The organism is Actinacidiphila paucisporea, from assembly GCF_900142575.1.
GTDB classification, from domain to species: domain Bacteria; phylum Actinomycetota; class Actinomycetes; order Streptomycetales; family Streptomycetaceae; genus Actinacidiphila; species Actinacidiphila paucisporea.
Genome location: NZ_FRBI01000050.1, coordinates 1 through 16,589, shown reverse-complemented (window position 1 = coordinate 16,589; position 16,589 = coordinate 1). Strand labels below are relative to the sequence as shown.

At 70.9% G+C, this 16,589-nt stretch carries 18 protein-coding genes; all 18 read right to left on the bottom strand.

What is annotated here, in order from left to right; all coding sequences use genetic code 11:
* The coding region (locus tag BUE44_RS39120) for a hypothetical protein (RefSeq protein WP_235002761.1) at positions 1–195 on the bottom strand (195 nt) is incomplete at its 3' end.
* Complete coding sequence (locus BUE44_RS34870) at positions 192–950, bottom strand: SDR family oxidoreductase (RefSeq protein ID WP_079190361.1); 759 nt, start codon at positions 948–950, stop codon at positions 192–194. The genes BUE44_RS39120 and BUE44_RS34870, both read right to left, overlap by 4 nt.
* A 154-nt stretch (positions 951–1,104) precedes the next feature.
* Positions 1,105–2,049, bottom strand: a complete 945-nt coding sequence (locus BUE44_RS34865) for an aromatase/cyclase (RefSeq protein WP_073503034.1) — start codon at positions 2,047–2,049, stop codon at positions 1,105–1,107.
* 26 nt (positions 2,050–2,075) lie between these two features.
* Positions 2,076–2,861, bottom strand: a complete 786-nt coding sequence (gene fabG, locus BUE44_RS34860) for a 3-oxoacyl-ACP reductase FabG (RefSeq protein ID WP_073503033.1) — start codon at positions 2,859–2,861, stop codon at positions 2,076–2,078.
* Positions 2,858–3,121, bottom strand: a complete 264-nt coding sequence (locus BUE44_RS34855) for a phosphopantetheine-binding protein (RefSeq protein ID WP_079190360.1) — start codon at positions 3,119–3,121, stop codon at positions 2,858–2,860. Before BUE44_RS34855 ends, fabG begins: the two co-directional genes overlap by 4 nt.
* Entirely contained in the window at positions 3,121–4,383 is a 1,263-nt protein-coding gene (locus BUE44_RS34850) for a ketosynthase chain-length factor (protein ID WP_073503032.1), read from the bottom strand. Before BUE44_RS34850 ends, BUE44_RS34855 begins: the two co-directional genes overlap by 1 nt.
* Positions 4,380–5,651, bottom strand: coding sequence for a beta-ketoacyl-[acyl-carrier-protein] synthase family protein (locus BUE44_RS34845; RefSeq protein ID WP_073503031.1), 1,272 nt, complete (start codon positions 5,649–5,651; stop codon positions 4,380–4,382). Before BUE44_RS34845 ends, BUE44_RS34850 begins: the two co-directional genes overlap by 4 nt.
* Positions 5,652–5,654: 3 nt before the next feature.
* Positions 5,655–5,978, bottom strand: a complete 324-nt coding sequence (locus BUE44_RS34840; RefSeq protein ID WP_073503030.1) for a TcmI family type II polyketide cyclase — start codon at positions 5,976–5,978, stop codon at positions 5,655–5,657.
* 76 nt (positions 5,979–6,054) lie between these two features.
* A complete protein-coding gene (locus BUE44_RS34835) occupies positions 6,055–7,674 on the bottom strand; it encodes an NAD(P)/FAD-dependent oxidoreductase (RefSeq protein ID WP_073503029.1) in 1,620 nt (539 codons plus the stop codon).
* Positions 7,675–7,714: 40 nt separating this feature from the next.
* A complete protein-coding gene (locus BUE44_RS34830; RefSeq protein WP_073503028.1) occupies positions 7,715–8,290 on the bottom strand; it encodes an NADPH-dependent FMN reductase in 576 nt (191 codons plus the stop codon).
* A gap of 251 nt (positions 8,291–8,541) precedes the next feature.
* The gene (locus tag BUE44_RS34825) at positions 8,542–9,114 is read right to left on the bottom strand and encodes an ester cyclase (protein WP_107415950.1); all 573 of its coding nucleotides are present in this window, start codon (positions 9,112–9,114) and stop codon (positions 8,542–8,544) included.
* Positions 9,111–9,749, bottom strand: a complete 639-nt coding sequence (locus BUE44_RS36935; RefSeq protein WP_159450333.1) for a nuclear transport factor 2 family protein — start codon at positions 9,747–9,749, stop codon at positions 9,111–9,113. Before BUE44_RS36935 ends, BUE44_RS34825 begins: the two co-directional genes overlap by 4 nt.
* Entirely contained in the window at positions 9,746–11,236 is a 1,491-nt protein-coding gene (locus tag BUE44_RS34815; RefSeq protein ID WP_073503026.1) for an FAD-dependent monooxygenase, read from the bottom strand. The genes BUE44_RS36935 and BUE44_RS34815 overlap by 4 nt, the downstream gene beginning before the upstream one ends.
* 79 nt (positions 11,237–11,315) lie before the next feature.
* On the bottom strand, positions 11,316–11,699 hold the full coding sequence (locus tag BUE44_RS34810) for a hypothetical protein (protein ID WP_073503025.1): 384 nt from the start codon (positions 11,697–11,699) through the stop codon (positions 11,316–11,318).
* Between the two features lie 316 nt (positions 11,700–12,015).
* On the bottom strand, positions 12,016–12,924 hold the full coding sequence (locus BUE44_RS34805; protein ID WP_073503024.1) for a MarR family winged helix-turn-helix transcriptional regulator: 909 nt from the start codon (positions 12,922–12,924) through the stop codon (positions 12,016–12,018).
* 39 nt (positions 12,925–12,963) lie between these two features.
* Positions 12,964–14,049, bottom strand: a complete 1,086-nt coding sequence (locus BUE44_RS34800) for a questin oxidase family protein (RefSeq protein ID WP_073503023.1) — start codon at positions 14,047–14,049, stop codon at positions 12,964–12,966.
* Positions 14,050–14,116: 67 nt separating this feature from the next.
* Positions 14,117–15,643, bottom strand: a complete 1,527-nt coding sequence (locus BUE44_RS34795) for an MFS transporter (protein WP_073503022.1) — start codon at positions 15,641–15,643, stop codon at positions 14,117–14,119.
* A gap of 31 nt (positions 15,644–15,674) precedes the next feature.
* Complete coding sequence (locus BUE44_RS34790; protein ID WP_073503035.1) at positions 15,675–16,328, bottom strand: hemerythrin domain-containing protein; 654 nt, start codon at positions 16,326–16,328, stop codon at positions 15,675–15,677.
* Positions 16,329–16,589 lie beyond the last annotated feature (261 nt).

Here is a 16,589-nt window from a genome sequence, read left to right as displayed (position 1 = left end):
CGTCACACCACCGGCCGTCACACCACCGGCCGTCAGGCCGCCACGGTCGGGCGGCCGGGCCGCCACGGTCGGGCGGTCGGGCGGCGGGTGTCGGGTGTGGTGGTGGGGGCCGGGCCGGCCGGCGGCGTCGGCGGCCGGCCCGGTGGTGTGTCGGGGCCGGCGGGCGGCGTCGCGGCCGGCCCGGTGCGGGGTCACAGCAGGGTGCCGCCGCTGGCGTCGATGAACGCGCCGGTGATCCACCGGGCGTCCTCGGAGCACAGGAACGCCACCACGTCGGCGACGTCCTCGGGCTCGCCGACCCGGTTGAACGCCGACATCGACGCCATCGCGGTGACCACCTCGGGCATCGAGAAGACCGGGTTGTCGTTGCGGGTGATGCCCGGTGCGACGCTGTTGACGGTGATCCCGCGCGGGCCGAGGTGCTTGGCGAAGTGCAGTGCCAGCATCTCCACCGCGCCCTTGGACATCGCGTAGGCGATCTCGTCGGGGTTGGCGGTACGGGTCAGGCCGGAGGAGATGTTCACGATGCGGCCGCCGTCGGCCATGTTCTGCAGGGCCCGCTGGATCAGGAAGAACGGCGCCTTGGCGTTGACCGCGTAGATCCGGTCGAACTGCTCGGAGGTGGTCTCCTCCGGGGAGATCCCGCCCAGCACCCCGGCGTTGTTGACCAGGATGTTCAGCGTGGTGGCGCCGGCGTGCTGGCTCAGCCCTGCCTCCAGGGCCGCGAACAGGTCGGCGACGTCGCCGGGCACACCGAGTTCGGCGCACACCGAGAACGCCTTCCCGCCGCCCTGGCGGATCGTCTCCACGACCGCCTCGGCCTCGTCCTTGCCGCTGTTGTAGTGCACCGCGACCAGCGCGCCGTCGGCGGCCAGGCGCAGCGCCATGGCGCGGCCCATGTTGCGGCTGGCGCCGGTGACGAGCGCGGTCTTGCCCGAGAGCTTGCCCATGTGGTCCTCCTCGATAGGTGTCGTCACAAAAAGGTGGCCGGCCCCGGAGCCCGATCCGGCGGCCCGGCGTTAGCAGAAGCGCGCTCCGTGCACCGGCCGGCACCGGCCGGCACCGGTGGTCGGCGCTGGTGGGTGCTGGGGCGGTGCTGGTGGGTCAGCGGCGGGATTCGGCGTAGGTCTTGGCGTGTCCGAGGGTGGCGCGGCTGTTGGTGCTCAGCGCGTCCTGGACGTGGGCCTTGCCCTCGGCGACGCCGGCGTCGGGTCCGAGGTAGGCGGTGACGTTCTCGGCTTTGAGGACGACGGTGTGCTGGGAGGTGGCCGCGACGCCGGTGGCGGTGGGCTGGAAGGTCCAGCAGCCGGTGTGCAGGTCCATCAGGGCCGGCAGGGTGGTCTGCTTGTAGACGATCCGGTCGTGGGGGAAGCAGACGCGGTAGGACTTGGTGGTGTGCACCGACCCGTTGGGGGACATGGTGTCCATCTCCAGTTCCTGCAGGCCCGGTTCGCTCTCGCCGAGGTTGACGCGCACCACGTGCGGCAGGCGCTCGGACCACAGGTCGGCTTCGTTGATGAAGTCGTAGACGTCCTTGGGGTCGCCTTGGATGTGGACGGTGTCGGCGAAGGACCAGGTCAGCTGCTCGGAGCCGACGACCAGTTCGAGGTTGGTGCGCAGCGCTGCCAGCTCCGAGCGGGAGTTGCCGTCCACGGCCTGCTCGATCCAGGCCAGTCCCTGCGGGTCGTCGCCGATGGCCCGGTAGTCGTGCAGCAGCCGGACCCGGGAGGACTGCGCGGTCAGCGGTTCGATGATCCAGGCGCCGCCCATCGCGGCGACCGGGGGGGTGGAGACCTCCTGGCGGAAGTCGATGCGCAGGGTGTCGGGGTGCAGGGCGCGCTGCGAGGTCCAGTTCTTGGGGGCGCCGTTGGCGGTGGCCCATACGCGGATGCGTTCGTGGCCGGGGCCGTGGCCGGCCTGGTCGACGTGGATGGTCGGCGGGAAGATCCGCGGCCAGTTCTCCACCTCGGCGATGAGCCGGTAGACCTCACGGGCCGGGGCGGCGACGGTGATCTCGTGCTCGACCTCGCGGACGACGGGGGTGTCCATGTGCTCTTTTCCTCCCTGGCTGGGTTTTAGAAGTTGCCCAGGCCGCCGCAGACGTTCAGCGCCTGGGCGGTGATGGAGGCGGCCGCGTCGGAGGCGAGGTAGCCGACCAGTCCGGCGACTTCCTGGGGCGTGGAGTACCGGCCCAGGGGGATCTTCGCGGTGAAGCGTTCCAAAATCGCCTCCTCGGTGGTGTCGTAGGCCACCGCGTATCCCTCGCGGACGCGCTGGGCCATGGGGGTTTCCACATAGCCCGGGCAGACCGCGTTGACGGTGATGCCGCTGGGTGCCAGTTCGTTGCCCAGCGCTTTGGTGAAGCCGACGACGCCGTGTTTGGACGCCGAGTAGGGGGCGCCGAGGATGACGCCCTGCTTGCCGGCGGTGGAGGCGATGTTGATGATCCGGCCGCGGGTCTTGTGCCGCATCCCGCCGGTGGTCAGCACCTCGCGGGTGAGGCGGAAGACGCTGTTGAGGTTGGTGTTGATCACGTCGTGCCACAGGTCGTCGGGGATGTCGGCGGTGACGCCGCCGCCGCTGCGGCCGGCGTTGTTGACCAGGACCTCCACGGTGCCCATCTGGTCGACCGCCGCGGCCACGAAGTCGCGCACCGAGGTGTCCTGGCGTACGTCCAGGGTGCGGCCGGCGACCTGGTGGCCCTCGGCGCGCAGTTCCTTGACGGTGGCCTCGATGCGGGCGGCGTCGCGGGCGCCGATGAAGACCCGGTGGCCTTGGGTGGCCAGCAGGCGGGCAACGGCCAGGCCGATGCCGCTGGTGGCGCCGGAGACCAGGGCCAGTGGCGCCTCGGCGGTGCTCATGCCGCCACCGTCAGCAGTTCGTTGACCGCGGCGATCAGCTCGCGGGGGGTGGCGTGGACCGACAGGACCGCCTCGTCCAGACAGACCTCGTACTCGGTCTCGATCCGGCCGCCGGTCTCCAGGATCGCCAGCGATTCGTAGCCGATCGCCTCGAAGCCCTCGTCGAGGATCTCGCCGTCGAGGTCGACGGCCTCGTCGGCGCCGGCGCATTCGATCAGGATGCGCTTGAGGTCTTCCAGGGTGAACTGCCGAGCGGTCATCAGCGTGTCCTTTCTGTGTGGTCCGGCCCGGCCTGCGGCCCGGTCGCGTGGGGGTTGCGGGCCCGGACCACCAGTGCGGAGTTGAAGCCGCCGTACCCGCGGGCCAGCACCAGGGCGGTGCGCACGGGGGTGGGGCGGCCGCGGCCGGTGACCAGGTCCAGGTCGTAGTCGGCGGCCGGTTCGATGTTGACGGTGGGCGGGATGATCGAGTCGCGGATGGCCAGCAGGGCGGTCGCGGTGTCCAGTGCGCCGGCCCCGCACGACAGGCGGCCGGTCATCGTCTTGGGCGCGGTGACCGGTACGCCGCGCGGCCCGAAGACCGCGCCGATCGCGTCGGCTTCGGCGCGGTCCAGTTCGGGGATGCCGGCGGCGTCGGCGAAGACGACGTCGACCTGGGAGGCGCGCAGTCCGGCGTCGGCCAGGGCGATCTCGATCGCCTTGTGCAGGCCGGTGCCGCCGACGGTGTCGCGGGGGTCGAAGGTGGCGCCGTAGCCGGCGATCTCCCCGTAGATGCGGGCGCCGCGCAGGGCGGCGGCGCCGGCTTCCTCCAGGACCAGGATCGCGCCGCCCTCGCCGGGTACGTGGCCGCGGGCGTCGGCGTCGAAGGGCAGGTAGGCGCGGGCCGGCTGGTCGCTGGTGCTCATCCGGCCGGCCGCCAGCTGCGCGACCCAGCCCCAGGGGCAGATCGTGGCGTCGACGGCGCCGGAGACCATCAGGCGGGTGCCGCCGCGGATCTGCCGGCGGGCCTGGGCCAGTGCGTCCAGGCCGCCGGCCTGGTCGCTGACGACGACGCCGCTGGGGCCTTTCATGCCGTGCCGGATGGATATCTGGCCGCTGTTGACGGCGTAGAACCAGGCGAAGGACTGGTAGGCGCTGACGTGCTGGCTGCCCCTGCTCCACAGTTTGCGCAGCTCGCCTTGCCCGAACTCGAAGCCGCCGGCGGAGCTGGCGGTGACCACGCCCATGTCGTAGCCGTCCAGGCCGCGCGGTTCGATCGCCGCGTCGGCCAGCGCCCAGTCGGCGGCGACCAGCGCCATCCGTGTCATGTGGTCGGTCTGTACGATCATCCGCCCCGTCAGGTGGTCCTCGGCGACGAAGCCCTGGACCTCGCCGGCCAGGCGGGCCGGGTACTGCGAGGGGTCGAAGCGGGTGACCCGCCCGATGCCGGACTTCCCGGCACGGGTGGCGTCCCAGTAGGGGGCGGCGCCCAGCCCGTTGGGAGAGACCACTCCCAGGCCGGTGACCACGGTCGTCGCGCTCACAGCGGCCTCCGCTCGGGGCGGGTGAGGACCATCGCGCTCTGGAAGCCGCCGAAGCCGCTGCCGACGGTCAGCACCGTGTCGGTGGGCCAGTCCCGCGCGGTCAGCGGCACGTAGTCCAGGTCGCATTCGGGGTCGGGGGTGTGCAGGTTCGCCGTGGGCGGGACGACGTTCTCGGCCATCGCCAGGACCGAGGCGGCGATCTCGATCGATCCGATCGCCCCCAGGGAGTGGCCCACCATCGACTTGATGGAGCTGACCGGGACGTGCCGGGCGTGCTCGCCCAAGCTCAGCTTGAACGCCGCGGTCTCGTGCCGGTCGTTCTGCTTGGTGCCCGAGCCGTGGGCGTTGATGTAGTCGATGTCGGTGGCGTTGATACGGGCCTGGTCCAGGGCCACCGAGATCGCCTCGGCCATCTCCAGGCCGTCCGGGCGCAGCCCGGTCATGTGGAAGGCGTTGCAGCGGGAGGTGTAGCCGGCGATCTCGGCGTAGATGTGCGCGCCGCGCCGCCGGGCGCTGTCCAGCTCCTCCAGCACGAAGATCGCCGAGCCCTCCCCCAGGACGAACCCGTTGCGGGTGCCGTCGAAGGGCCGCGAGGCGTGCTCGGGGTCGTCGTTGCGGGGCGTGGTGGCCTTGATCGCGTCGAAGCAGGCCAGGGTGATCGGTGAGATCGGCGCGTCGGTCGCACCGGTGATCATCACCTGGGCCGAGCCCTCCCGGATGACCTCCACCGCGTAGCCGACCGCGTCGATGCCCGAGGTGCAGCCGGTGGAGACCACCGTGGTGGGGCCCTGCGCGCCGACCTTCCAGGCCACCTCCGCGGCGCTGGAGGAGGGCACCAGGTAGTTGTACAGGTGCGGCACGGCGTACTGGTGGTCGACCAGGTCCTGGCGGCCGCCGTCGCTGACGACGCGGTACTCCTGGTCCAGGCCCATCGTCGCGCCGACCGCGCTGCCCAGCGCGACGCCCACCCGGTAGGGGTCCAGGGTCTGGATGTCCAGGCCGCTGTCGGCGACCGCCTCGGCGGTCGCGACGACCGCCAGTTGCGCCGAGCGGTCCATCCGGCGGATCTCCTGCGGGCTCAGGCCGAACAGTTCGGGATCGAAGTCGATCTCGGCGGCGACCTGGGAGCGGAACGGGGTCGGGTCGAAGAAGCTGACCCGGCGGGTCGCGGTGCGGCCCTCGGACAGCAGGCTCCAGAAGTTCTTGACGCCGATGCCGCCGGGGGCCAGCACGCCCACCCCCGTGATGACCACTCGTCGGGTGGACACGTCTTAGCCCTCCCAGCTGTAGAACCGCGTCGCCAAAGCGTCGGCCGGTGAGCGCCAGGTGGCCGGGTCGTAGGGCTGGATGAACGGCTTGAGGTCGTCGCTGATCTTCATGAAGCGGGTGTCGACCTTGGCCTGCTCGATCCGCTCGCCGCCGTCGGTGTCGTCGAAGTCCTGGACGTGGAAGTACAGGCCGCGGAAGTGGAACAGCTGCCGGCGCCGCGTTCCCATCAGGTGCGGCATCTCGGTGCGGTCGAACTCCGCGAACAGCCGGGCCACATCGCCGTCGCCGCCGGGTTCGATCCGGGCGACGATCAAGCTGCTGTGCATATCACTACCCTCATTTCGGTCCGGCCCGGTCCTGGTGCCTGCCAAAGGACCCGGTAGGGGTGGGGAAGGGGCAAGGTCACGCGAACAGCGACCGCATGTGCTGCGGGGAGCGGTTGCGCCCCCACTGGCCGAGCCGCTCCAGCAGCTCCGGGGTCGCCTCGAAAAAGCGGTTGTCGGGCTCGCCCAGCTCCAGCGGCGCCGGAACGAACGGCGTCTGGCGCAGATACGTGAAGATCCGCTCCGCGGCGGCCGCCGGCTCCAGCTCGCCGGCCTCCACCGCCTGGCAGGTGGTGCGGGTGTAGGCCAGAAGGGCACTGAGGTCCTTGCCGACCGGCTCGGGCAGCCCGGGGGTCTCGGTGCGCTCCAGCTCCAGCAGCACCTGCTCGTCACCGCAGGCCTTGTAGTCCCGCAGCGCGTTCTCGATCCGCATCGTCGGCAGGATGCTCGTGGTCTTCCACACCCTGCTCACCGCGTTCCACAGCTCGTAGTGGCGAAAGCCCACGAACGAGCTGTAGACCAGGTCGTCGTGCACGTCGTAGAGGCCCTGCTGGAGCTTGTCGATGTACGCGAACCGCTTCGTGGACCAGTCGCCGTCCCGGGAGGCGGCGATCAGCCGCCACGCCAGGGAGTTGACGACCTCCAAGGTGTTGGTCAGGCCGCGCGAGTACAGGGCGTCGATGAAACCGGCCGCGTGGGAGGTGAGCGTGTAGCGCTCACCGACGGTGTTGGAGGCGGAGTACTGCAGGCGCCCGGTGCTGATCCACGGCCGTACCGCGCGCGCCCCGGTGAACTGCTCGGCGATCTGCGGGAAGCGCCGCAGGAAATCGTCGAACTCCTCTTGCGCGCTGCCCTCGGGCTTGGGGTGGACCCGCTCGTCCAACGTCAGCCCCACACTGCACAGCGTGCTCAAAGCCCCCTCGTGGTTGTCGAAGGGGATCACCCACAGCCACCCGCCGTCGAAGACGTGGTGCAGTGTGCCGTGGTGCCACGGGCTGGGGTTCTTGTGGGCCTGCGCCGCCGAGGCGTCATCGAAGGGCGTGACCCCGACCATGTGCGTGAACAGGCTCCGCGAGTGGTGCCTGGCCCGCGGCGGCTCGTCGCGCAGGTTGAACGCGTCCGCGGTCGGCGAGCGGTAACCGGCCCCGTCGACGAGGTACTTGGCCCGGAACTGGGCGCCCTGCGCCGAGCGCAGCACCACCCCGGTGTCGGGGTCGATGTCGATACCGGTGATCCGGGTGTCCAGACACGGATCGGCCCCGCAGTCCACCGCCAGATTGAACAGGTACGCGTCGGAGTCCTGCCGGAACAGGTGGCACTCGGTGCGCTGCCATTCGGGGATCACCAGCTGGTTGATCTGCTCGGGGCGCTGCGGCCGGCCCTGGACGTGGTAGACGAAACCGAAGTTCGACTTCCTGCCCGACATCGGGCTGACCTTCTCGTTGACACCCCTGAAGGTGGCCAGCGGTGCGATCTCGGGAACCCCGTACCGCTCGGCGATGATCTTCGTCATCGACGAGGTGTAGGGAATCGTCGACTCCCCCACCGCGAACCGCGGATGCGTACCGGCGTCCATCAGCAGCACCTTGACACCGTTGCGGGCCAGTACCGCGCCGAGCATCCCGCCGGCCATGCCCGCGCCCAGGATCGCCACGTCGTAGATCTGGTCGTCCGCCGGCGCCTTGCCGTTGTCTCCCATGATTCTTCCCTCCGCCGTGTGGCTGTCTCGCGAATCCGCTTCAGGTGCGGTAAGGGCGCTTGGCCTTGGCGGCGCGCAGCGCATCGGCCCACCAGACGAGCTGGTCGAGCATGACCTTCGCCGCCTCGTTGCACCCGGCCGCCTCAGGGGCGAAAGCACCGGCGGCATCGAAATGGCTCAAAATCCGCGGGAAGATCGCTATGTCCTTCATGCCCACGCAGTGGAACTCACCCAGGACCTGCCGCAGGTGCTCCACCGCGCGCACACCGCCGGCCATGCTCAGCCCGTAGGTCACAAACCCCACCGGCTTGGCTTCCCACTCGGCGTTGTAATGGTCGATCAGCGTCTTGAGCGGCCCGGGAATACCCCGGTTGTACTCCGGCACGACGAACACGAACGCATCGGCCGCGGCCAGCACCGGCCGCAGCGCGGCCACCTCGGGCGCGGTGGCGTCCAGGTCATCGGGCAACCGGTGGTCGACCAGATCGACCACCTCGGTCACCAGATCGCCGCGCTGCCCGGCCTGACCGGTGAACCACTGCGCCACCTGCGGCGCCAGACGCCCCGCACGCGCCGAGCCGACGACCACGACCACCCGGATCGATTCGGTGGACACCCCATCCCCTCCCTCGCCTCACGCCCCGCCCCGACCAGAGCCCTGGGGGGGAACCCGCCTGAACCTGCGGTGAAAAAAAACCGGACCCCGGTGAAGACCTGGGCCGGCACGACCTGCTCGGTAAAAAAAAGGGGCAGCCCGGGCGCACCGGCCCGGGCTGCAGCCCCCCACGGCGCGCGCCCCGCCCCCCGGGAAGACAAGAAGCAACAGGGGGGCCGGGGTGCGCCGTTACCGGGGGGTGTTCGCGGTGGTCAGGAAGAGGGCACCGGCTGCGGACGCCCGCCTGCCGGCGGGCCGCCGGCCGGCGGACCACCCATCGGACGCCCACCAGGACCCCCAGGCCCCCCAGGACCGCCAGGACCGCCGGGGCCACCGGGGCCGCCGGGGCGGCCGCCGCCGGAGACGGCCTGCAGGGTCCGCATCAGCGTGAAGTTGTCGACCAGGCCCCACCGCTCGGCGATCCGGTCGTCCTCGAAGCGCAGGATCAGCAGCGCATGGTGCTCGACATCCATCTCGGTGGGCGGGATACCCAGGAACGGGCCGGTGTGCTTGCCCTTCATCACCCACCGGATCGCCGAGCGGTCACCCTCGGAGACCACGTCCAGGACCTCGTACTTGATGTCGCTGAACGACCGGTGCTGCATCTCGATGGTCATCTTGAACGACGCCGGGCCGCGCACCGAGTCGTCGTAACTGCCGTGGCTTTGGTAGTCCGCGGTCAGATACCGGTCCGCGACACTCAGGTCCCCCTCGTTGAGGCCCTTGTTGTAGACGATGTCGATGATCTCCCGCTGCCGCTCGAGGCTGGGAATCTCCTTGGTCATGCTGTCCCTTCCTTCCATGTGGTGATTGCCTGTTCTCCGTCTGTGCCGGTCATGACCCGGGCGATCGAACGGATGCCCGGACCGGTGGTCCACACCACCCGCAACGCCAGCCCGTCCAGCCGCCAGCCCGCCCCGGTACGGCGCGCTCCGCCCTCGAACCGGCCGCCGAGATAGAAGTGCGCAGCCGACGCCGGCGGCGGCAGCGACCCGGGGTGCACGTGGATGGCCACCACGTTCCAGGCGATCGAGGCGGTGTCGCCGTCGACCTCCACGGCGTAGTGCGACACGTTGTGGTGGGTGCGCTGCCAGTGCCCCATGAAGCCCCGGGTGAAGTCCTCCACCCCGGCCAGTCCCCGGTGCGAACCGGGCGGGAAGTCCAGCTCCACGTCATCGGTGAACACCGACCGCGCCCAGCGCTCGTCGAAGTCCCCCTCGTCCAGGGCCCGCAGATAGCGGTCCGCCAGATCCGCCAGATCCGCACGGTCCGACAGCCGCCGCACCGCCGCGACCACATCGAACCCCACCGGCGCCTGCGACCCGGCCCGCGCCTGGCCACCGGGCGGTGCCTCGTGCCCGGGCGGTGCCTCGTGCCCGGGTGGTGTGTCGTGTCCGGTGGGTGCTCCCACGGTCGTCACGGCCGGACCGCGGCCGCTTCGCGGGGTGCGCCGAACCAGGCGCGCAGGGCCTCGTCCAGTCCTGCCGCGGTGCCCGGGTCGATGAAGGCGATGTATCCGTCGGGGCGTACCAGGACCGCCCGGGCCGAGGCCAGCGGGTCGTCGGCGGCAAGGCCGGTCAGCGGTGCGGTGACCACGTCGACCCGGTCCGCCCACGGTGCCGCGGCCTCGCGCAGGCCCTGGTCGTCGGCCAGGTCCAGCAGCAGGCCGCGGGCGGTGCGCAGCAGTTCGTAGACGCGCCGGGTGCCCGAGGGCAGGGCCAGTTCCCGGTTGGGCATCCGCTTGCCCAGCACGGGGCTGTCGCCCGCGCCGACGTCGTAGCGGATCTCCAGCCCGGAGACCATGCCGATCAGGTGCTTGGCGACCACGTCGTAGCCCAGCAGCTCGGTGAACAGGTCCCGCATCGGCTGGACCTCGTCCCCCGACAAGAACAGCAGCCCCTGCGCCTGGGTGTTCATCAGCAGCCGCCGGCCGATCGCGTGCCGCTCGGCGTGGTAGGTGTCCAGCAGGCCCTCCGGGGCCCAGCCGTGGACCTGCGCGGCCAGCTTCCACCCCAGGTTCACCGCGTCCTGGATGCTGGTGTTCATCCCCAGCCCGCCGGCCGGCAGGTGGATGTGCGCCGCGTCCCCGGCCAGCAGGACCCGCCCGCGCCGGTACTGCGTCGCCTGCCGCGTGGCGTTCCCGAACGAGCTGAGCCACACCGGCTCGCCGTGGCTGATGTCCTCCCCCGTCAGCCGCTTCCACGCATCGGAGATCTCAGCGAACTCGATCGGCGTGGTGCGCCGCCTGGGCGCGGTCCCGCGCTCGCAGACGATGAACCGCTGCACCCCGTCGGTCGGCGGGGTCGCCATCACCATCCCGCCCGGATACGACTCCCCGATCATCCGGGGACGCACGTTGGTCCCCCGCAGATCGGCCAGGAACATCTCCATCGACGCCCCCGTGCCGGGGAAGTCGAAGCCCATCGCCTTACGGATCATGCTGCGCCCGCCGTCGCACCCCACCAGGTACTTCGCCCGCAGCTCCTCGAACCCGCCCGGCCCGCCGATCTGCGCGGTCACCCCGTCCTGGTCGGCCAGGACCCCCACGCACTCATACCCGCGCCGGAAATCCACCCCGATATCGGCCGTCCAGCCCGCCAGCATCGCCTCGGTCTGCGACTGCGGCAGCGTCTTGCCCGCGAAATGCGCCCCCTCCAGCATCCCGAAGTCCAGCGGCAGCCCACCGAAATGACCGACGTTGCTCACCTCGAACGGCGGCAGCCGCGGCAGCAGACCCCGCTGGTCGAAGACCTCCATCGTCCGGGCGGTGAACCCCAGGCCCCGCGACTCACCGGTCGGCGCGGCCAGCTTCTCCAGCACCGTCACCTCGACACCGGCCAACCGCAGCTCACCTGCCAGCATCATCCCCGCCGGACCGGCGCCGACCACGATCACATCCGTATTCATGGGTACCTCTCGTCACAAATGGGCAACCGGGATTGCGGGACTGGGGACAGGCAGGAACCGCCGCACACACCAGCGCCGGTCACTGGGCCGGCGCCAACTGGGCCGTGGTCTCGGCAGCGATGGAGAAGATCACCGCACCGGCGGCGTCGAAGACCTCCGCGGTGCCGGTGCCCACGAACGCCGTACCGAACAGCTTCGCGTCGATATTGATGATCAGATGGTCAATGCCGGTCACCTCGGTATCACCCGACACACCCGAATCACCCTCGTGCAACCGCTCGGTGATGGTGAACACGAACGTGTCCTCACCGGTCATCTGCCACGTGCCGTGGCCACCGGTCTCCGCGGTGTTCAGATGGGCCGACCCATCGGTGTCCAAGGCGATGGTGAACTTCTCGACCGTGGTGCCATACGAAACCGAACCGGCCCACAGGCCGACCAGCGCGTCGACGACTTGGGACATGACTTCCCCACTTTCTGCAGGTGTCGATGGGTGGGCGTGGGCGCACGCAACGAAACGGCCCACCCCGGCCGAAACCGGCCGAACACAGGAAGGGGGCAGACCGTTTCCACGAACAGGAACATCACACGAAAAGCACCGCACCCGGGGCCACCGGGCCCGCCCGCCCGGCCGGAGCCCGCGCCGCCCGCCCCGGCGCAAGGAACGGGGGTCCGGCGCAGGGCCGGCGGCAGGCGGGAGGGCGGGGGGGGTCGGCGGGGGTGGGGCAGGCGGCAGGGGCCGGCCGGGTTCCGGCGCAGGGCCGGGGGCCGGCGGGGTGTCAGCGGGAGGTGGGGGTGGCGGGTACCGGGGTGGCGATCATCTTGTGGATCAGGGTGTGCAGTTCGGCCTCGGCGGGTGCGCCGCCGAACATCTCCACGATCTCGGCTTGCAGGCGGTCGATCGCAACCGTCAGGAACGCCAGCCGTTCGCGGCCCAGTGCGGTCAGTTCCAGTGCGTAGCGGCGGCGGTCGTCGGGGTCCTGGCCGCGGGTGACCAGGCCCTTGCCGGCCAGTTCGTCGACGATCAGTGCCGCGGCGGGCTCGGTGAGCGCCAGGTAGCGGGCGAACTGCTGCTGCGGGCACGGTCCGAGCCGGCCGATCGCGGACAGTGCGCCGAAGTCCCGCACCCGCATCCCCGCATCGGCCGCCAGGGCGTCCCCGCGCCGCCGCAGCAGGTAGAACACCTGCGTGATCAGGTACTCGGTGCCGACCGTGCTGGGTGTGCGGTCCGGCTCGCCCAGCACGGTGCGCAGCAGCTCGTTGAGCCGGTCGCGTTCGGTGTCGGTCAGGTTCGCGGTGACCAGGCGGTCGCGCTCCAGGACCGAGGACTGCATGTGGGCCAGTGCCGCGTGCCCGGCCTCGGTCAGCGACAGCACGTAGGAGCGGCGGTTGTCGGGGTTGCGGGTACGGGTGACGTAGCCGGCCGCCTGGAGGCGGTCGATCAGCTTGACCATGATGGTCCGGTTGATCTCCAGCCGCTCGGCGAGTGCCTGCTGCGAGGTGCCGTGCCCGTCGGCCAGGCCTGCCAGCACCGCGTAGTCACGGGCCTGCGTACTGCGGTCGGCGGTGGAGGAGACGTGCGAGAACGCGCGGCGCATCAGGTAGGGCAGATACCGGGTCAGCTCCGGTGCCAGCGGGGCGCCGGCCAGCTCAGCGGCGGTACCCCCGTGCGAATCCGGGTCCGCCATGGTCCAACGCCTCCTCCAGGCCGGTTGCGGGCCCTGCTGTCAATCATAGAACGAGTGCGCACTGAGGAATCCCCGCAGCCGCCGTGTCGCGGCGTTCGCGGCCGCGGCGTACCGGTCGTCGGGCAGCAGCGCCTGGTGGCGCACCGCGACCTCGGCCAGCTTGATCGCGTGCTCGTCACCGAGCTCGACCGCCTCGGCCACCAGCTGCCCCGCCGGCACACCCCCCACACCCTGCCCGCCCTGCCCGCCCTGCGGATCGTGGGCGCGCTGCGGGTCGTGGGTGGTGCGGGCGGTGGTGCGGGCGGTGGGGGGGCCGTAGTAGCCGCGGATGCCCGCGCTGCAGTGCCGGGCGGCCAGGTAGGAGGCCCATTGCTGGTCGGCCGGCAGGTGGGGCAGGACCAGCCGTACGGCCGCCGGGCCGGTGATGGCGTGGATCAGCGGCACCGGGTGCCCGGCGGTGGTGGCGGCGTAGTGCCCGCACGCGTCGGCGACCAGCTCGTCCAGCGCGGCCAGTGCCGCATCCGACCCGCCGCCGGTTTCCCTGTCGGGTCCGGCGCTTTCCCCGGCAGGTGGGGCGGGTTCGGTGCGCTGCAGGGCGGCCGCGTCGCGCAGGGAGTAGCGGGCCGCCCAGTAGCCCAGCCCGTGGGCCAGCTCCCGCCGGTAGGCCTCCTCCACCTCGTCGCTGCCGGTGCCACCGGTGGGGGTGTGGGCGATGGCCCGTACCGCGTGGGCGGTGCGGATCACGCCGTGTGTCATCACCCCGGACATCCCCGGCAGCAGGCGCGGCCACCAGCGGGCCAGGACCTGCTGCCAGGGTGCGTCGGCCAGTTCCCGGTCGAACAGCTCCCACCAGTCGGTGACGCGGTCGAAGTCGCCCAGTGCCGGGCGCCAGTCCGTCTCGTCCGAGGCGGTCAGCGGGAAGCGGGGGGTGGGCAGGTCCTTGTAGCGGCGGTGGGCGAGGTTGCCCTCGACCCAGGTGGCGATGTCGTCGGCGTAGCCGAGGGTGGCCATGGCCTCGGCTGCCATCGGCGCGTGGTTGACGAGCATGGTGCCGTGTTCGTAGCCGACGAAGCGCAGCCGTTCCAAAGCGCCGCCCATGGCATCGGTGTACGTCAGTGCGGTCATCTTCGGTCACGCTCCCAGCGCCGATGGTGTGCCGGTGGCCACCCCCGGGGTTGTGGGGGGTTGTGCCTCAGGCTTTCTGTGCCTGCGCCGCGGCCTGTTCCTGGGCGTCGGCCTGTGCTTTGGCGTTCGCTTGGGCTCGCCCCTGGGGGGTGTCGGCGAAGGGGGTGATGGTCAGCCAGGCCACGATGATGCCCACCAGGTACAGGGCGACGGCGACTTTGAAGCCGGCGGTGTAGCCGTTGACCAGGGCGTCGGGCAGTGCGGTGCCCTTCGCGGCGTGCTGGGTGGTGGTCGCGGCGACCGTGGCCAGTCCTGCCAGGCCCAGGGCGCCGCCGATCTGGCTGCTGGCGGTCAGCAGCGAGGAGCCGATGCCGGCCTCCGAGCTGTCGATACCGCGCACCCCGATGCCGGTGGCGACCACGACGGTCGCCCCCAGGCCCAGGCCGGTGACCAGTGAGGCGGGCAGGACCATGCCGTAGATGCTGGAGTGCACCGTCAGGAACGCGAACCAGCCCGATCCGGCCGCGGCGATCAGCAAGGCCAGCGACAGGGCGACCCGCTCGGGGGTGCGGGCCAGCAGCACCGGGCCGACCCCGCCGGCGGCGATACCGAAGCCGATCGCCAGCGGCAGGTACATCAGCCCCGTCCGCAGCGCGGAGTAGCCCAGCACCTGCTGCATGTACAACGTCAAGAAGAAGTACGTCGCGAAGCTGCCCGTCGACATCAGCAGCGTCACGATGTTCGCACCCGTACGGCCCCGGTCGGAGAGGACCTCGCGGGGGATCATCGGCAGCTCGCTGGTGCGCTGGATGACCGCGAACGCGCCCAGCAGGACCACCGCGGCGATCAGGCCGCTCACCACGACCGGGTCGCTCCACCCGTGCTCGGCGACCCGGTCCACGGCGAAGACCAGCGACCCGGCGCCCAGCGTCGCCGCGACCGCACCGGGGATGTCGATCCTGGTGCGTTTGGCGGGCTCGCCCTCGTTGAGCGCGTTGACACCGGCCAGGACGCCGATCACGACGGGCACGTTGACCAGCAGCACCCACCGCCAGGAGGCGTAGGTGGTCAGCACACCGCCCAGGACCAGGCCCAGCACCGAGGCCAGCCCGGTCACCCCCCCGTACAGGCCCAGCGCCTTGGTACGGGGCTTGCCCTCGGGGAACGTCGCGATCAGCAGCGACAGCGCACCGGGGGTGGCGACCGCCGCGCCGACGCCCTGGATGGCACGGAAGGCGATCAGCGTGCCGCCGTTGGGCGCCAGGCCCCCCGCCAGCGAGGCCGCACCGAAGAGCACCAGCCCGGCACTGAAGACCCTCTTACGGCCGTAGACGTCACCGACCCGCCCGGCGACCAGCAGCAGCCCGCCGAACGTCAGCGAGTACGCGTTGATCACCCAGTTCAGGTTCGACAACGAGATGTGCAGCGCGTTTTGGATCCTCGGCAACGCCACGATCATGATCGTGCCGTCCAGCACGACCATGAACCGCGCCAGCGCGATCACCCAGGTCGCGACACCGAGCCGGCGCCCGTCGGCGGGCGGATCCACGGCCGCCACGGGCGGGTCGGTCGCGGCTCCTTCGTACTGTGACATGCGGGGGTTCCTCCGGGGGCTTGAAAAACGATCAGCCGGTGGTACCGGCTGCCGGCGTCCAAAGAGAGAGCCGGTCGTAGGCGGCCTTCCATTCACCCTCGTACTTGGTACGGCCCCAACCGGGAAGCCGGCCCAGCACGGTCTCGACCCAGTCCGCGGCCGCGTCGTCCAACAGCCAGGGCATGTAGGTGCCCACGTCCTCGCCGACCTTCTTCAGGTGCACCGCCGCGAAGTGGGACCACTCCTCCTGCGTCAGCGTCGAATCGACCAGGGACAACCCCTCGGCCTCCTCGTGCTGCAGATGCCCGCGCAACGAGGTGTTCAACTCCGCGACCAGGTCACCCAGCCGGCCCGGACCGCCATCGACATCGGCCAACGCCAGGTCCATCGACGCCAGCAGCGGATCTATCGCCGCGTGCTCGGCCTCCATCGCATGCAGCAGCGCCACATCCTGGCCACCGGCCAGCCGCTGCTCCATCAGACCCCACACCGTGTCGTCCTCAGTGGTGTGATGGATCCCCAGGTACGTCTTGAACAGCTTCCACCCCAACGCGGTCCGCATGACCGTCCGCGGGTCGTCACTGACGTCCTCCGCGACCTTCGCAATACGGTCCAGCTCCCGCCGGAACGCATCATGAATGGTCAGCATCATCGTCATGTCCAGCTTGTACTCGCCGCCAGTCATGTCCAGCTCCCCTCTCTCCACACCCCACGCTACCGGATACTCCGGCAACCATCAACAACCAAAACTAATGATGCCCCGAACAGCGCAAACCCGTAATGATCAAGATCGATAAGAAGTTCCGACACCCACCCCGCACCCCACCCGAACCCCGGCCACCCCGGACCCCGGCCCGGACCACACCCCGGCCCGGACCGGACCGGGGAATCGGACGGACGGCCGGATCAGGCCGGCCGGTGCGGTCGGTGCGGTCGGTGCGGTCGG

Coding starts and splice junctions, on each gene's coding strand:
- BUE44_RS34870 (WP_079190361.1), bottom strand. CDS start 950: ATGGGCAAGCTCTCGGGCAAGACCGCGCTCGTCACCGGCGCCAGCCGC.
- BUE44_RS34865 (WP_073503034.1), bottom strand. CDS start 2,049: ATGGACACCCCCGTCGTCCGCGAGGTCGAGCACGAGATCACCGTCGCC.
- fabG (WP_073503033.1), bottom strand. CDS start 2,861: ATGAGCACCGCCGAGGCGCCACTGGCCCTGGTCTCCGGCGCCACCAGC.
- BUE44_RS34855 (WP_079190360.1), bottom strand. CDS start 3,121: ATGACCGCTCGGCAGTTCACCCTGGAAGACCTCAAGCGCATCCTGATC.
- BUE44_RS34840 (WP_073503030.1), bottom strand. CDS start 5,978: ATGCACAGCAGCTTGATCGTCGCCCGGATCGAACCCGGCGGCGACGGC.
- BUE44_RS34835 (WP_073503029.1), bottom strand. CDS start 7,674: ATGGGAGACAACGGCAAGGCGCCGGCGGACGACCAGATCTACGACGTG.
- BUE44_RS34825 (WP_107415950.1), bottom strand. CDS start 9,114: ATGACCAAGGAGATTCCCAGCCTCGAGCGGCAGCGGGAGATCATCGAC.
- BUE44_RS34815 (WP_073503026.1), bottom strand. CDS start 11,236: ATGAATACGGATGTGATCGTGGTCGGCGCCGGTCCGGCGGGGATGATG.
- BUE44_RS34810 (WP_073503025.1), bottom strand. CDS start 11,699: ATGTCCCAAGTCGTCGACGCGCTGGTCGGCCTGTGGGCCGGTTCGGTT.
- BUE44_RS34805 (WP_073503024.1), bottom strand. CDS start 12,924: ATGGCGGACCCGGATTCGCACGGGGGTACCGCCGCTGAGCTGGCCGGC.
- BUE44_RS34800 (WP_073503023.1), bottom strand. CDS start 14,049: ATGACCGCACTGACGTACACCGATGCCATGGGCGGCGCTTTGGAACGG.
- BUE44_RS34795 (WP_073503022.1), bottom strand. CDS start 15,643: ATGTCACAGTACGAAGGAGCCGCGACCGACCCGCCCGTGGCGGCCGTG.
- BUE44_RS34790 (WP_073503035.1), bottom strand. CDS start 16,328: ATGACTGGCGGCGAGTACAAGCTGGACATGACGATGATGCTGACCATT.